At 47.1% G+C, this 12840-nt stretch carries 25 protein-coding genes; all 25 read right to left on the reverse strand.

The features are described 5' to 3' along the window. Positions 1-88: 88 nt before the first annotated feature. Complete coding sequence (gene rplQ, locus VNQ80_RS15095; protein ID WP_325640109.1) at positions 89-715, reverse strand: 50S ribosomal protein L17; 627 nt, start codon at positions 713-715, stop codon at positions 89-91. Positions 716-828: 113 nt separating this feature from the next. Beyond that, the gene (locus VNQ80_RS15100) at positions 829-1821 is read right to left on the reverse strand and encodes a DNA-directed RNA polymerase subunit alpha (RefSeq protein WP_325640111.1); all 993 of its coding nucleotides are present in this window, start codon (positions 1819-1821) and stop codon (positions 829-831) included. Positions 1822-1907: 86 nt separating this feature from the next. Then, entirely contained in the window at positions 1908-2516 is a 609-nt protein-coding gene (rpsD, locus tag VNQ80_RS15105; RefSeq protein ID WP_325640113.1) for a 30S ribosomal protein S4, read from the reverse strand. 68 nt (positions 2517-2584) lie between these two features. Continuing rightward, positions 2585-2974, reverse strand: coding sequence for a 30S ribosomal protein S11 (rpsK, locus tag VNQ80_RS15110; protein WP_262244992.1), 390 nt, complete (start codon positions 2972-2974; stop codon positions 2585-2587). A 16-nt stretch (positions 2975-2990) separates the two neighbouring features. After that, entirely contained in the window at positions 2991-3368 is a 378-nt protein-coding gene (rpsM, locus tag VNQ80_RS15115; RefSeq protein WP_325640117.1) for a 30S ribosomal protein S13, read from the reverse strand. Positions 3369-3390: 22 nt separating this feature from the next. Continuing rightward, positions 3391-3507: a type B 50S ribosomal protein L36 gene (gene ykgO, locus VNQ80_RS15120; protein WP_013665024.1), complete on the reverse strand. Its 117-nt coding sequence runs from the start codon at positions 3505-3507 to the stop codon at positions 3391-3393. Positions 3508-3543: 36 nt separating this feature from the next. Then, on the reverse strand, positions 3544-3762 hold the full coding sequence (infA, locus tag VNQ80_RS15125; protein WP_013665023.1) for a translation initiation factor IF-1: 219 nt from the start codon (positions 3760-3762) through the stop codon (positions 3544-3546). Between the two features lie 72 nt (positions 3763-3834). Then, entirely contained in the window at positions 3835-4620 is a 786-nt protein-coding gene (gene map / locus VNQ80_RS15130) for a type I methionyl aminopeptidase (RefSeq protein ID WP_325640121.1), read from the reverse strand. A 7-nt stretch (positions 4621-4627) separates the two neighbouring features. After that, complete coding sequence (secY, locus tag VNQ80_RS15135; RefSeq protein ID WP_325640123.1) at positions 4628-5965, reverse strand: preprotein translocase subunit SecY; 1338 nt, start codon at positions 5963-5965, stop codon at positions 4628-4630. 3 nt (positions 5966-5968) lie between these two features. Next, on the reverse strand, positions 5969-6415 hold the full coding sequence (rplO, locus tag VNQ80_RS15140) for a 50S ribosomal protein L15 (protein ID WP_325640125.1): 447 nt from the start codon (positions 6413-6415) through the stop codon (positions 5969-5971). Between the two features lie 61 nt (positions 6416-6476). Next, positions 6477-6656 carry a 50S ribosomal protein L30 gene (gene rpmD, locus VNQ80_RS15145; protein WP_325640127.1) on the reverse strand — a complete coding sequence of 60 codons (180 nt, stop codon included), beginning with the start codon at positions 6654-6656 and terminating at the stop codon, positions 6477-6479. 5 nt (positions 6657-6661) lie between these two features. Beyond that, positions 6662-7165 (reverse strand): 30S ribosomal protein S5, encoded by a 504-nt coding sequence (gene rpsE, locus VNQ80_RS15150; RefSeq protein ID WP_308378481.1) that lies wholly within the window; start codon positions 7163-7165, stop codon positions 6662-6664. Positions 7166-7192: 27 nt separating this feature from the next. Then, a complete protein-coding gene (gene rplR, locus VNQ80_RS15155; protein ID WP_422662211.1) occupies positions 7193-7552 on the reverse strand; it encodes a 50S ribosomal protein L18 in 360 nt (119 codons plus the stop codon). Positions 7553-7554: 2 nt separating this feature from the next. Beyond that, positions 7555-8112, reverse strand: coding sequence for a 50S ribosomal protein L6 (gene rplF / locus VNQ80_RS15160; RefSeq protein ID WP_325640131.1), 558 nt, complete (start codon positions 8110-8112; stop codon positions 7555-7557). 18 nt (positions 8113-8130) lie between these two features. Then, the gene (gene rpsH / locus VNQ80_RS15165) at positions 8131-8529 is read right to left on the reverse strand and encodes a 30S ribosomal protein S8 (RefSeq protein WP_349255658.1); all 399 of its coding nucleotides are present in this window, start codon (positions 8527-8529) and stop codon (positions 8131-8133) included. 74 nt (positions 8530-8603) lie between these two features. Next, positions 8604-8873, reverse strand: a complete 270-nt coding sequence (rpsN, locus tag VNQ80_RS15170) for a 30S ribosomal protein S14 (RefSeq protein ID WP_325640133.1) — start codon at positions 8871-8873, stop codon at positions 8604-8606. After that, positions 8866-9435: a 50S ribosomal protein L5 gene (gene rplE / locus VNQ80_RS15175; RefSeq protein WP_325640135.1), complete on the reverse strand. Its 570-nt coding sequence runs from the start codon at positions 9433-9435 to the stop codon at positions 8866-8868. Before rplE ends, rpsN begins: the two co-directional genes overlap by 8 nt. Next, on the reverse strand, positions 9435-9755 hold the full coding sequence (gene rplX, locus VNQ80_RS15180; protein WP_414693004.1) for a 50S ribosomal protein L24: 321 nt from the start codon (positions 9753-9755) through the stop codon (positions 9435-9437). Before rplX ends, rplE begins: the two co-directional genes overlap by 1 nt. 32 nt (positions 9756-9787) lie before the next feature. Beyond that, complete coding sequence (gene rplN, locus VNQ80_RS15185; protein ID WP_262245014.1) at positions 9788-10156, reverse strand: 50S ribosomal protein L14; 369 nt, start codon at positions 10154-10156, stop codon at positions 9788-9790. Between the two features lies 1 nt (position 10157). Beyond that, positions 10158-10412 carry a 30S ribosomal protein S17 gene (gene rpsQ, locus VNQ80_RS15190; protein ID WP_130143043.1) on the reverse strand — a complete coding sequence of 85 codons (255 nt, stop codon included), beginning with the start codon at positions 10410-10412 and terminating at the stop codon, positions 10158-10160. Positions 10413-10426: 14 nt separating this feature from the next. Then, positions 10427-10660: a 50S ribosomal protein L29 gene (gene rpmC / locus VNQ80_RS15195; protein WP_325640142.1), complete on the reverse strand. Its 234-nt coding sequence runs from the start codon at positions 10658-10660 to the stop codon at positions 10427-10429. Positions 10661-10776: 116 nt separating this feature from the next. After that, positions 10777-11193, reverse strand: a complete 417-nt coding sequence (gene rplP / locus VNQ80_RS15200; protein ID WP_325640144.1) for a 50S ribosomal protein L16 — start codon at positions 11191-11193, stop codon at positions 10777-10779. A 53-nt stretch (positions 11194-11246) separates the two neighbouring features. Beyond that, positions 11247-12071 (reverse strand): 30S ribosomal protein S3, encoded by an 825-nt coding sequence (rpsC, locus tag VNQ80_RS15205; RefSeq protein WP_325640146.1) that lies wholly within the window; start codon positions 12069-12071, stop codon positions 11247-11249. 11 nt (positions 12072-12082) lie between these two features. Continuing rightward, entirely contained in the window at positions 12083-12517 is a 435-nt protein-coding gene (gene rplV, locus VNQ80_RS15210) for a 50S ribosomal protein L22 (RefSeq protein WP_325640148.1), read from the reverse strand. Between the two features lie 6 nt (positions 12518-12523). Then, positions 12524-12790 (reverse strand): 30S ribosomal protein S19, encoded by a 267-nt coding sequence (gene rpsS, locus VNQ80_RS15215; protein WP_013665004.1) that lies wholly within the window; start codon positions 12788-12790, stop codon positions 12524-12526. Positions 12791-12840 lie beyond the last annotated feature (50 nt).

Raw genomic sequence — 12840 nt, forward strand, 5'->3', positions numbered from 1 at the left:
ATTAGGAGCTGAAAGGAAACCTTCCATTACAAAAAAACCCATCTCGTTTAAAACGAGACGGGTTTAACTCAGTCGGCAATGCGATTGCCTAGTCTTCTTTCTTCTCGTCCTTCGGAGTTTCCTCCGTTTCGTTGGTTTCTTCCGGTGTCTCGGTCGCCTCATCCACTTCAACAGCTTCTTCCGCCACTTGCGGCGCTTCGGCAACGTCTGCAGCTTCTGCAACTACCTCTTCTGCGTCGACCACCGTTTCTTCAGCAACCTCAGCGGTAGGTACGGCAGCAGCACCGGCTTTTTTCTTACCGCCGCGTCGTCGGGTAGACTTACGTTCCTTAGATTCACCGTCTTTCTTATACACCTCATTATAATCCACCAACTCGATGAATGCCATCTCTGCGTTATCGCCCAAGCGGTTTTCCAATTTGATGATACGGGTGTATCCACCCGGGCGGGTAGCCACCTTCTCCGAAATCTCGCGGAAAAGTATCGTCACAGCTTCTTTATCTTGTAAGTAGCTGAATACCGTACGGCGTGAATGTGTCGTATCGTTTTTTGATTTTGTAATCAATGGCTCTACGTATTGGCGTAGCGCTTTAGCTTTAGCCAGCGTAGTGGTAATGCGTTTGTGCTTAATCAGCGAGGTAGCCATGTTAGACAACATCGCCTTGCGATGACTAGATGTGCGCCCTAAATGGTTGAATTTTTTTCCGTGTCTCATTTTCTTGTTAAAATTTGTGCATACCGTTCTTTTTTGGAGTAAGGATTAAAGGATAATCTTTGTTCTTTGCTCCCATCAAGAGGAATTATGCAACAGGTCGCTATTATTTAAATTTACTCTTCGTCGAGCTTATACTTAGCCAGGTTCATTCCAAACGACAAGCCCTTCGATTTTACCAATTCCTGGATTTCGCTCAGGGACTTCTTACCGAAGTTCCGGAACTTTAACATGTCTGCCACGTCGTAGGTTACCAGTTCGGCAAGTGTACGGATGTCCGCTGCTTTCAGGCAATTCAACGCCCGTACAGACAAATCCAAATCAACCAATTCCGTCTTCAGAATCTTACGCATGTGGAGAATCTCCTCGTCCACCACCTTGGTCTCCTCTTTGGCCTGAGATTCCAACAGCATGTTTTCATCAGAAAACAACATAAAGTGTTGGATCAGAATCTTGGCAGCCTCCTTCAGTGCGTCTTCCGGATGAATGGAACCATCAGTAGAAATGTCCAACAGCAACTTCTCATAGTCGGTCTTTTGCTCTACCCGATAGTTCTCGATCGTGTACTTAACGTTCTTGATCGGGGTAAAAATCGAGTCAACTGCAATCACGCCGACGGGGCCATCCACCACCTTGTTTTCTTCCGCGTTGATATATCCACGTCCCTTAGCGATATTAAGTTCCAGTTCCAAAGTAACGGAACTCTCCATATTACAAATCACCAAATCCGGATTCAACACGGTGAAGTTGGTCGAAAAGCTGGTAATATCACCAGCAGTCACTTGATCCTGCCCATTGATAACCATAAAGACCTTCTCCGTGTCACCCATCTCACCTGTCTTCTTAAAGCGTACCTGCTTAAGGTTCAGAATGATTTCGGTAACGTCCTCCACAATACCCTTGATGGTAGAAAACTCATGCGATACACCCGAGAAACGAACCGACGTAATTGCATATCCTTCCAATGAGGACAATAGAATACGGCGTAAAGCATTACCGATCGTCACACCGAAACCAGGTTCCAATGGGCGAAACTCAAATGTGCCATCGAAATCCGTCGATTTCTGCATGATAACTTTATCAGGTCTTTGAAATGCTAAGATTGCCATTTAATTATTCTTAATGATTGTTTACAAAAAATGCCATACAACAAGAGCGGTACTACCCAATAGGCTGTACTGCTCTCGTATGCTACTTACTTGGAGTACAACTCCACAATTAAGCTTTCCTTGATATTCTCGGGAATCTCGGTACGATCGGGGTAGTTCAGGAACTTGCCAGCCAGCTCGCCCGCATCCCATTCCAGCCAGCTAAATTTATTAATCTTGCGCCCAGCAACGGAATTCGTAATCGCTTCAAGTGATTTAGAACGCTCGCGTACGGCTACAATATCACCGGGGCGAAGGCTGTAGGATGGTATATTTACCACCTCACCATTCACTGTAATGTGCTTATGCCCAACCAGCTGGCGTGCAGCAGAACGGGTGGAGGCAATGCCCAAGCGATAAACGGTATTATCTAGCCGAGCTTCCAACAACTTCAGGAAAACTTCACCGGTAATACCTTGTTTGGAAGATGCCTTTGCAAACAAATTTGCAAACTGGCGTTCCAATACACCGTAGGTATATTTTGCCTTTTGCTTTTCGAGCAACTGAACAGCATATTCAGATTGCTTACCCCTACGTTTCGACGCACCGTGTTGTCCCGGAGGGTAATTTTTACGTTCCAGTGCTTTGTCGGGCCCGAAAATAGGTTCTCTAAATTTACGGGCGATTTTGGACTTCGGTCCTGTATATCTTGCCATATAATGATTGGTTTTAAAGTATCTTTCAGCCTATAGCTGAAGAATCTTAGCTTTAAAAAATTGTTGTGTTATACTCTTCTGCGTTTAGGGGGGCGACAGCCGTTATGAGGCAACGGCGTGATGTCTCTAATCGCAGTCACTTCAATCCCCGTATTTTGCAACGTGCGGATTGCGGACTCCCTACCAGCACCGGGGCCTTTTACAAAAACCTCCACTTTCCGTAGCCCCAAATCGTGAGCAACTTTGCCACAGTCTGAAGCAGCTTGGGAAGCAGCATACGGGGTATTTTTCTTAGAGCCCCTAAAGCCCATCTTACCGGCGCTAGACCAAGAAATGGCTTGCCCTTGGTTGTTCGTAAGCGTAATAATGATATTATTGAAGGTAGCGTTGATATGTGCCTGACCAACCGGCTCAATGGTAACGACGCGCTTTTTGCTTACTTTTTTACTTTTCGCCATTATATTCGTTCAATTATTATTTTGTAGCTTTTTTCTTGTTTGCAACTGTCTTACGTTTCCCTTTCCGGGTACGCGAGTTATTCTTGGTACGCTGACCACGAACAGGCAGGTGCTTACGGTGACGTAGTCCACGATAACAGCCGATATCCATCAAACGTTTAATATTCAATTGCACCTCAGAACGGAGTGCTCCCTCTACCTTGATTTCCTCATTGATGACGTTCCGGATAGCACCCAATTGTTCGTCGTCCCAATCCTGAACCTTCACATCGTAACCGATGCCAGCTTTGTCTAGAATACGTTGAGCCGTAGAGCGTCCGATTCCATAAATATAGGTGAGGCCTATCTCTCCTCTTTTGTTTTTAGGTAAATCTATACCTGCGATCCTTGCCATATAATATGTTAATGAATTACGATTATCCCTGACGTTGTTTGAACTTCGGGTTCTTCTTATTGATTACAAATACTTTACCCTTCCGGCGGATAATCTTGCAATCCGCACTACGCTTCTTGATGGATGCTCTGACTTTCATGATCTTATGTTACTTGCTAAGCAGGTCCCCCCCGCTCTATTTATATCGATATGTTATTCTTCCTTTGGTCAAATCATATGGAGACATTTCCAACTTTACCCGGTCACCGGGCAAAATCTTGATGTAATGCATCCTCATTTTCCCAGAAATATGGGCAATAATCTCATGCCCATTCTCCAATTCCACGCGGAACATGGCATTGGATAGCGCTTCTTTAATGACTCCGTCTTGCTCGATTGAGGCTTGTTTAGCCATATAGTCTTGATTATTATCTAATTATACCCCTGCACAAACAGGGTTGCAAAGATAACCAAAAAAAATTGAATGTCAATTCTTTTTACCCAAAACTTCTTCAATATACGCAAAGGTCGTCAACACATCTGCCGACCCTTTGTGGACAGCTACCATATGCTCGTAATGTGCGGATGGTTTACCATCAACTGTGCTCACCGTCCAGCCATCGTCCAAAAACTTAACCTGGGCCTTTCCCATATTAATCATCGGCTCAATACAAATTACAAGTCCCTCCTCAAGTTTACTTCCTGTACCCCGCTTCCCGTAATTTGGCACTTCCGGCTTCTCATGTAATTTGAATCCAACGCCGTGCCCCACCAACTCCCTCACAATACCATATCCGTAACGGCTCACATGCTCCTGCACGGCATAAGCAATATCGCCCACACGTTTCCCGGGAACGGCCTGGGCAATGCCTAGATTAAGCGCCTCCAAGGTTACACGAAGTAATTCATCCACCTCAGCTGTTACCTCACCCACTGCAAACGTATAGGCGGAATCGCTGATATAACCATTCAAATCGACGCCTCCGTCTACCGATACGATGTCACCATCACGAAGTTCATAGTTACTGGGAATGCCGTGTACGACCTCGTCGTTCACCGATATGCACAACGAATTAGGAAACCCATTGTAATTGAGAAATGCCGGACTCCCACCATGGTCACGGATATAATCATGAGCCAACTTGTCTAATGACAGCGTGGTTACGCCCGGCTGGATAACCTTGGCGATTTCACCGAGCAACTGCGAGAGAACGGTAGCCGACCTCCGCAGTTGCTCGATATCTTCCGTAGATTTGTAATATACCTTAGACATGCCAGAACTAGATGACCGACTGGGTCGTACCGGTATTTACAGCAGAGGCACGCCCCCGAATACGACCGGTCTTCATCAATCCGTCATAATGGCGCATCAGCAAATGACTTTCGATCTGCTGTAACGTATCCAATACAACCCCCACCAAAATCAGCAACGATGTACCACCGTAGAAATGGGCAAACTGATTGTTCACTCCAAACAAGCTGGCGATTGCCGGAAATATAGCAACGATAGCCAAAAATATCGAACCCGGAAAAGTAATCTTAGAGACTACGCCATCAATGTAATAGTTAGTAGCCTGCCCGGGCTTGATACCCGGGATAAACCCACCGTTCTTCTTCATGTCTTCAGACATCTGTTGTGGATTGACCATGATAGCCGTATAGAAGAAGGTAAAGGCTATAATCAGAATGGCAAATACCACGTTGTAAGCTACGGAGGTATAATTACTCAATGAGGTTAAAAATGGCGATTGCAAATCGGGAAAAAACTGCCCGATGCTCATCGGAACAAACATGATTGCCTGTGCGAAGATAATCGGCATTACTCCAGATGCATTAACCTTCAACGGAATATATTGCCGAACACCACCATACTGCTTGTTTCCTACGATTTTCTTAGCATACTGGACGGGTATTTTACGTACACCCTGCACGATAAGAATCGTAAAAATCACAACGAGAAACAACGCAACGAATTCCAATAACAATGGAATAGGTCCGCCGCCACCCGTACTCATCCGGGAAAACCATTCCGCGGTAAGGCCACTTGGCAGTTGCGCAATGATACCAACCATGATAATTAATGAGATCCCATTACCAATACCCTTGTCGGTAATCTTCTCACCCAGCCACATCACGAACAACGTGCCCGCAGTCAGTACAAACGCCGACAGAATCGTAAACATCGGATCGGCAATCATCTTGGCACCACCATCAATCTGCGTGCGTACGTACGCGATAGACTGCACCAACGTGATGGCCAATGTAAGATAACGCGTAATCTGCGTCATTTTCTTACGGCCACTCTCGCCTTCTTTTTGTAGTTTCTGGAAATAGGGAACAGCAATACCAAGCAACTGAACAACAATGGAAGCCGAAATGTAGGGCATTACACCTAATGCAAATATCGCCGAGCGGGAGAATGATCCCCCCGCAAACATATCGAGCAATCCCAGCAATCCCTCCTTGGCTTCGTGTTGAAGCGCAGCGGGATTAACACCGGGCAATACGATATGGCACCCTACACGATAAATCAAAAGAAATAAAAGCGTATTTAAAATACGCGTTCTCAGATCATCGATCTTCCATATATTGGTCAAGGTTGTAATTAGCTTCTTCATGTATTAAAGTTTTACAATCGAGCCTCCTGCTGCCTCTATCGCTTGCTGTGCCGAAGTTGAAAATGCATGTGCTTTTACTTCCACCTTGGCAGTCAGTTCCCCCCTGCCCAGGATTTTCACCAAATCTTTCTTACCAACCAACCCATGCGACGTCAGGGTATCGAAATCGATGGCCGACAATTTGAATTTGTCTACCAGCCCCTGCAATACGTCGAGATTAACGCCTACATACTCAACACGGTTCAGGTTCTTAAACCCGAATTTCGGCACACGCCGTTGCAACGGCATCTGCCCGCCCTCAAATCCGATCTTCCGGCTGTGGCCAGACCTTGACTGAGCGCCTTTGTGACCGCGAGTAGACGTGCCTCCACGGCCCGAACCCGGACCACGTCCGATACGCTTCTTAGTTTTTGTTGATCCCGCCGCCGGCTTTAGATTACTTAAGTTCATCTTCATTGATATTGTGCTGTACCTTCGCTTTCACTATACAGGTACAACGATTAAACGTATGTTATACTTGTTCTATTGCCACAAGGTGATTCACCTTGCGTACCATCCCGATAATCGACGGCGTAGCTTCCACTTCCACGGTGTGATTGATTTTACGCAATCCCAACGCCTGGATCGTCCGCTTTTGGCGCTCGCTTCGGTCGATAGTGCTCTTGATTTGAGTAATTCTGATCTTTGCCATGATGATTATCCGTTAAATACCTTGTTTAAATCCACACCCCGCTGCTGGGCCACGGTATACGCATCACGCATTTTCAACAATGCATCGATGGTTGCCTTGACCACGTTGTGCGGGTTGGACGATCCCAGTGATTTGGCCAATACGTCGGTTACTCCCGCACTCTCCAGCACTGCGCGCATGGCGCCGCCGGCCAACACGCCGGTACCATGTACCGCCGGCTTGATCAATACATTACCACCAGAATACTTACCATACTGCTCATGTGGTACCGTACCTTTGATGATAGGCACCTTAATCAGGTTTTTCTTCGCGTCGTCGATTCCCTTGGTAATGGCTTCGGTTACTTCCTTGGCTTTACCAAGTCCGTACCCTACCACCCCATTCTCATCGCCCACAATCACGATAGCTGAAAAGCTGAACGTACGACCGCCCTTGGTTACCTTAGCCACGCGCTGGATGCTCACCAAGCGATCTTTCAGTTCGATTTCGCTTGACTTTACTCTTTTTATATTGCTTAATGACATGTTCTCAATCAATTAAAAGTCCAAACCAGCTTCCCGGGCACCCTCAGCAAGCGACTTCACGCGGCCGTGATACAGATACCCATTACGGTCAAAAACTACTTTACTAATCCCAGCTGCAATCGCCCTTTCAGCGATCAACTTCCCAACTGCTTTAGACTGCTCTACTTTATTACCCGATGAGGCGAACTCTTTGCTCATCGTCGATGCAGCCGCCAACGTGGTTCCAGCTTGGTCATCAATGATTTGTACATAGATGCCCTTGTTGCTCCGATATACCGACAAGCGTGGGCGCTCGGCCGATCCTGAAATACGTTTCCTGATCCCCTGCTTTATGCGTTCCCTACGCGATACTTTATTTCCTGCCATGACGATTACTATTTTTTAGCTGCCGATTTACCTGCTTTCCTGCGCAGTTGCTCACCGGCAAATTTAATACCTTTTCCTTTGTACGGTTCCGGCGCGCGCAGTGACCGGATCTTAGCCGCAACCTGACCCAACAATTGCTTGTCGATCGACTCTAATGTGATGGTCGGGTTCTTTCCTTTAACCGCCGTTGTTGACACTTTCACTTCCTTCGGCAGGATAAGTACCACTTGGTGTGAAAACCCGAGGGTAAGGTCAAGCGTGCTTCCTTGAGCATTGGCCCGGTAACCTACACCTACCAATTCTTGCGTGGTGCTATACCCTTCGGTAACACCGACAACCATATTATTCAGCAGTGAACGGTACAAACCATGCAGTGCTTTATGCCTTTTCTGATCCGTAGGGCGCTTTACCAACAACTGACCATCTTCCTGTGCTACCTCGATATCCCGATCAACCTGTTGAGTCAATTCGCCTTTCGGTCCTTTAACCGTTACCAGATTTTTGTCGGATACGGTAATCGTCACCCCAGCGGGAATGGCAATCGGTGCTTTTCCAATTCTTGACATGATGCGTGTTCCTCCTGATTAATATACGTAACATAAAACTTCGCCACCGACATTTTGGAGGCGGGCCTCCTTGTCTGTCATCACACCCTTGGAGGTCGACAAGATGGCGATTCCTAATCCGTTCAACACACGTGGCATACTATCCACTCCCGCATATTTCCTCAGGCCCGGCTTGCTCACACGTTTCAACGTGCGGATTGCTGGAATCTTACTTACGGGATGATACTTCAGTGCAATCTTGATGGTGCCCTGAACAGCGTCATCCTCGAATTTGTAATTGGTAATGTAACCTTTGTCAAAGAGTACTTTGGTAATCTCTTTCTTGAGGTTCGATGCAGGAATTTCAACAACCCTGTGGTTGGCCTTGATGGCATTCCTTACTCGGGTAAGGTAATCCGCTATTGGATCTGTATTCATTGATATTATTTGTTATGATAACGGTTTCCATCGGCCACCTCGACCCCAGGACCTGCTATCGGTTAAAAAATGTACTACCAGGATGCTTTTTTCACACCCGGGATCTTTCCAGCGAGTGCCATTTCACGGAATGTTACCCGCGAAATGCCGAATTGCCGCATATAGCCTTTAGGACGGCCAGTCAGTTTGCAGCGGTTGTGCAACCGAACGGGCGACGCATTTTTTGGCAATTTGTCGAGCGCAGCGTAATCGCCCGCTGCTTTCAACGCTGCACGTTTCTCGGCATATTTAGCTACCAGCCTGGCACGCTTCACTTCGCGCGCCTTGATTCCTTCTTTAGCCATTAGTCGTTGTATTTTGATTTTTGAATGGTAATCCGAATTGTTTCAACAATTCCAACGCTTCCACATCCGTCTTGGCACTGGTTACAAAGGTAATATCCATACCCTGTATCTTGTTGATCTTGTCGATATCGATTTCCGGGAAAATAATTTGCTCGGTAATGCCCAGCGTGTAATTTCCACGGCCATCGAACCCCTTGTCGTTAATGCCACGGAAATCGCGGATACGCGGTAACGCTACAGCTACCAAGCGGTCCAGAAATTCGTACATCTTGCTATCGCGCAGTGTTACGCGCACACCAATCGGCATTCCCTTACGGAGTTTGAAATTGGATACGTCCTTCTTCGACCGGGTCGCTATCGCCTTCTGGCCGGTTATCAACGTCATCTCACCAATCGCGTTGTCAATGAGTTTCTTGTCTGCAGTAGCAGCGCCAATACCTTGGCTCAGGGCAATCTTTTCCAACCGTGGCACCTGCATCACGCTTTTGTATTGGAATTTCTCTTTCAGCGCCGTACGGATCTCTTCCTTATACTTCGCCTTTAATCTCGGAATGTAAGTCATTAGTCGATCTCCTCCCCTGATTTTTTTGCTATACGTACAATTTTCTTCTTGCCGTCCACTTCCTTTACCAAACGTCCGATCCGGGTCGGTTTGCCCGATTTCGGATCGATAAGCGCCAGGTTGGAAATATGGATAGCTGCCTCCTTTTCGATGATGCCCCCGTTCGGGTTGGCTGCATTCGGTTTGGTGTGCTTCTTGATGATGTTTACGCCTTCAACGATTGCTCTATTGTCGGCTCTCAAAATCTGCAACACCTTTCCCTGTGCTCCCTTGGAGTTGCCGGAGATAACCTTTACCAAATCCCCAGTCCGGATTTTAATCTTATGTGTCGATGTCTTTGTCTGTCCCATGATTATAATACCTCCGGTGCTAATGATACGATTTTCATGAACTGCTTTTCACGCAATTCACGTGCTACAGGGCCGAAGATACGGGTTCCCCGCGGCTCATCCTGATTATTTAACAATACGGCAGCGTTGTCGTCAAAGCGGATATACGAACCGTCCTTCCGGCGGATTTCCTTCTTCGTGCGCACAACTACCGCTTTGGAAACCGTTCCTTTCTTAACGTTTCCTGATGGCAAAGCACTTTTCACGGTTACAACAACTTTATCACCGATCGATGCATAACGTTTGCCGGTACCGCCCAACACGCGGATCACTAATACTTCCTTAGCGCCACTGTTGTCGGCTACATTGAGTCTTGATTCCTGTTGTACCATGTTACTTAGCCCTCTCTAAAATTTCTACTAATCGCCAATTCTTGGTCTTGCTCAGCGGACGCGTTTCCATGATCAACACCGTATCGCCGATACCGCAGGTGTTCTCTTCGTCGTGAGCCTTGAATTTGGTAGTCTTCTTCACGAACTTTCCATAGATGGGGTGCTTCACTTTCCGCTCAACGGCCACCACAATGGACTTGTCCATTTTGTTGCTCACTACCAAGCCGATTCTTGTTTTCCTTAAATTTCTTTCCATTTTCCGACGTCAATTTATGCCTCAGCGGCTGTTTCGCTAGCTTCGTTAGCGGCCTTCTCGGCCTTCTTACGTTTCGTCAATTCGGTCATCAACCGCGCAATGGTTTTGCGCGTGTACTTGATACGATTGGGATTCTCTATCGCCGAAACAGCATGTGCAAACTTCAATTTGGTGAGGGCAGCCTTTTCTTCTGCAATTTGGGCCACTAAGTCCTCTGTTGACAATTCTACAATTTCTGAATTTTTCATTTTTATTACTATTATACTGGATGCCCTCATCAATGACTTCCGCGGTTAAAACCCCGCGGTGGTTTGCCGGTAACGGCGGCAAAACCAAATGCAGGCAGCGCCAGCGCGTCTATGGTTTATACGTAATCTCTACGTATCACAAACTTCGTTTGTACAGGCAGCTTCTGCGCAGCAAGGCGCAACGCTTCCTTCGCAATTTCCAGGGGGACGCCTTCTGCTTCAAACAGCATCCGGCCCGGACGTACTACCGCTACCCAATATTCGGGCGCACCCTTACCTTTACCCATCCGTACCTCTGCAGGCTTCTTCGTAACGGGTTTGTCAGGAAAAACACGGATCCATACTTGGCCTTCACGTTTCATATAGCGGGTAACCGCAATACGCGCCGCTTCGATCTGGCGACTGGTAATCCAAGCCGGTTCCATTGACTTGATGCCGAATGAGCCAAAGGCCAACTCCGCCCCACGGGTGGCGTTGCCTTTCATACGGCCTTTCTGCATCTTTCTGAACTTTGTTCTTTTTGGCTGTAACATGTTCGTATCTTATAACTCCCGACCTAACGGGATTCCTTATTAACTGTTAATTACTATCTCCCGCCACGGTTGCCACCACCACGGTGCTGTTGTCCATGGCCACCACGACGGTCGCCACCGCCACGACGGTCTCCACCACCGCTACGGCGATCACCACCACTGCGACGGTCGCCACCGCGGAAATCTCCTCCACCTTCACCACGCGGTGCTTTACCGCCCGATGTCTGGCCTACGTTTGGCGACAAGTCGCGCTTCCCGTACACTTCACCCTTACATATCCACACTTTCACACCGATCTTTCCATACGTGGTCAGTGCTTCTACCAATGCATAGTCGATATCCGCACGGAAGGTATGCAACGGAATCCGGCCGTCTTTATATTGTTCAGTACGCGCCATTTCGGCACCGCCGAGTCGACCGGAACACATGATCTTGATACCTTCTGCGCCCATACGCATGGTCGATGCAATGGACGTCTTCATGGCGCGACGGAAAGAAATCCGTGCTTCCAACTGTTTCGCCACACCTTCAGCAACCAGATGTGCCTCCAGTTCAGGGCGTTTAATCTCGAAGATATTAATCTGAACATCTTTCTTCGTCAACTTCTTCAATTCTTCCTTGATCTTGTCGACTTCCTGTCCACCTTTACCGATAACGATACCCGGACGGGCGGTATGGATAGTAACCGTGATACGCTTCAACGTACGTTCGATAACCACCTTAGCGACGCCGCCTTTGGCGATACGGACAGACAGGTATTTGCGGATCTTCTCGTCTTCCACTAATTTATCGGAATAGTTCTTCCCGCCGAACCAATTGGAATCCCAACCTTTGATGATTCCTAATCTGTTACCTATTGGATTTGCTTTTTGTCCCATTACTTGATAAATTAGTTTTGTGCAACGTTGTTCTTGCTGTCTACCACGAGTGTAACGTGGTTTGAGCGTTTACGGATACGGTAACCGCGGCCTTGGGGTGCCGGACGCAACCTTTTCAATTGGCGACCGCCGCCCACGAAGACTTCCTTAACGAACAACTCGCTGTCTTCAACAGACTTATCTTCATTCTTAGTTTCCCAGTTTTTTATCGCCGAAAGCAGCAGCTTTTCCACGCGGATGGCCGCTTCCTTGTTGGTATGCTTCAGGATATACAGGGCGTTTTCTACCTTCTCACCACGGATCAGATCCACTACCAAACGCATCTTACGCGGCGAAGTAGGGCAATTCAATAATTTGGCAGTAGAAGCTCCTCCTACCTGAGCTTTTTCCTGCTCTTTACGCTGCTTTATGATAACAGACTTCTTTAGTTTTCGTGTTGCTTCCATTGCCTATTATTTTTTCTTTTCTGCGTGGCCCCTGAATGTGCGCGTAGGCGCAAATTCACCAAGCTTATGACCAACCATGTTCTCCGTTACATATACGGGGATGAATTTATTGCCATTGTGCACGGCAAAGGTATGGCCAACAAAATCAGGTGAAATCATTGATCGGCGAGACCAAGTCTTAACGACTGATTTCTTGTTTGTTTCATTCATAGAAAGAACTTTTCTTTCTAAGTTGTGGTCGATATAAGGACCTTTTTTAATTGAACGAGCCACTATTTCTTCCTTTTCTCAATAATGTAACGATTCGATGCTTTCTTTTTACT

It is taken from the genome of Parapedobacter sp., from assembly GCF_035556095.1.
Taxonomy (GTDB): Bacteria; Bacteroidota; Bacteroidia; order Sphingobacteriales; family Sphingobacteriaceae; genus Parapedobacter.

Bases quoted from the DNA above. Each gene is read 5' to 3' on its own strand.
- rplQ (WP_325640109.1), bottom strand. From the start codon at position 715: ATGAGACACGGAAAAAAATTCAACCATTTAGGGCGCACATCTAGTCAT.
- VNQ80_RS15100 (WP_325640111.1), bottom strand. From the start codon at position 1,821: ATGGCAATCTTAGCATTTCAAAGACCTGATAAAGTTATCATGCAGAAA.
- rpsD (WP_325640113.1), bottom strand. From the start codon at position 2,516: ATGGCAAGATATACAGGACCGAAGTCCAAAATCGCCCGTAAATTTAGA.
- rpsK (WP_262244992.1), bottom strand. From the start codon at position 2,974: ATGGCGAAAAGTAAAAAAGTAAGCAAAAAGCGCGTCGTTACCATTGAG.
- rpsM (WP_325640117.1), bottom strand. From the start codon at position 3,368: ATGGCAAGGATCGCAGGTATAGATTTACCTAAAAACAAAAGAGGAGAG.
- ykgO (WP_013665024.1), bottom strand. From the start codon at position 3,507: ATGAAAGTCAGAGCATCCATCAAGAAGCGTAGTGCGGATTGCAAGATT.
- infA (WP_013665023.1), bottom strand. From the start codon at position 3,762: ATGGCTAAACAAGCCTCAATCGAGCAAGACGGAGTCATTAAAGAAGCG.
- map (WP_325640121.1), bottom strand. From the start codon at position 4,620: ATGTCTAAGGTATATTACAAATCTACGGAAGATATCGAGCAACTGCGG.
- secY (WP_325640123.1), bottom strand. From the start codon at position 5,965: ATGAAGAAGCTAATTACAACCTTGACCAATATATGGAAGATCGATGAT.
- rplO (WP_325640125.1), bottom strand. From the start codon at position 6,415: ATGAACTTAAGTAATCTAAAGCCGGCGGCGGGATCAACAAAAACTAAG.
- rpmD (WP_325640127.1), bottom strand. From the start codon at position 6,656: ATGGCAAAGATCAGAATTACTCAAATCAAGAGCACTATCGACCGAAGC.
- rplF (WP_325640131.1), bottom strand. From the start codon at position 8,112: ATGTCAAGAATTGGAAAAGCACCGATTGCCATTCCCGCTGGGGTGACG.
- rpsH (WP_349255658.1), bottom strand. From the start codon at position 8,529: ATGAATACAGATCCAATAGCGGATTACCTTACCCGAGTAAGGAATGCC.
- rpsN (WP_325640133.1), bottom strand. From the start codon at position 8,873: ATGGCTAAAGAAGGAATCAAGGCGCGCGAAGTGAAGCGTGCCAGGCTG.
- rplE (WP_325640135.1), bottom strand. From the start codon at position 9,435: ATGACTTACATTCCGAGATTAAAGGCGAAGTATAAGGAAGAGATCCGT.
- rplN (WP_262245014.1), bottom strand. From the start codon at position 10,156: ATGGTACAACAGGAATCAAGACTCAATGTAGCCGACAACAGTGGCGCT.
- rpsQ (WP_130143043.1), bottom strand. From the start codon at position 10,412: ATGGAAAGAAATTTAAGGAAAACAAGAATCGGCTTGGTAGTGAGCAAC.
- rpmC (WP_325640142.1), bottom strand. From the start codon at position 10,660: ATGAAAAATTCAGAAATTGTAGAATTGTCAACAGAGGACTTAGTGGCC.
- rplP (WP_325640144.1), bottom strand. From the start codon at position 11,193: ATGTTACAGCCAAAAAGAACAAAGTTCAGAAAGATGCAGAAAGGCCGT.
- rpsC (WP_325640146.1), bottom strand. From the start codon at position 12,071: ATGGGACAAAAAGCAAATCCAATAGGTAACAGATTAGGAATCATCAAA.
- rplV (WP_325640148.1), bottom strand. From the start codon at position 12,517: ATGGAAGCAACACGAAAACTAAAGAAGTCTGTTATCATAAAGCAGCGT.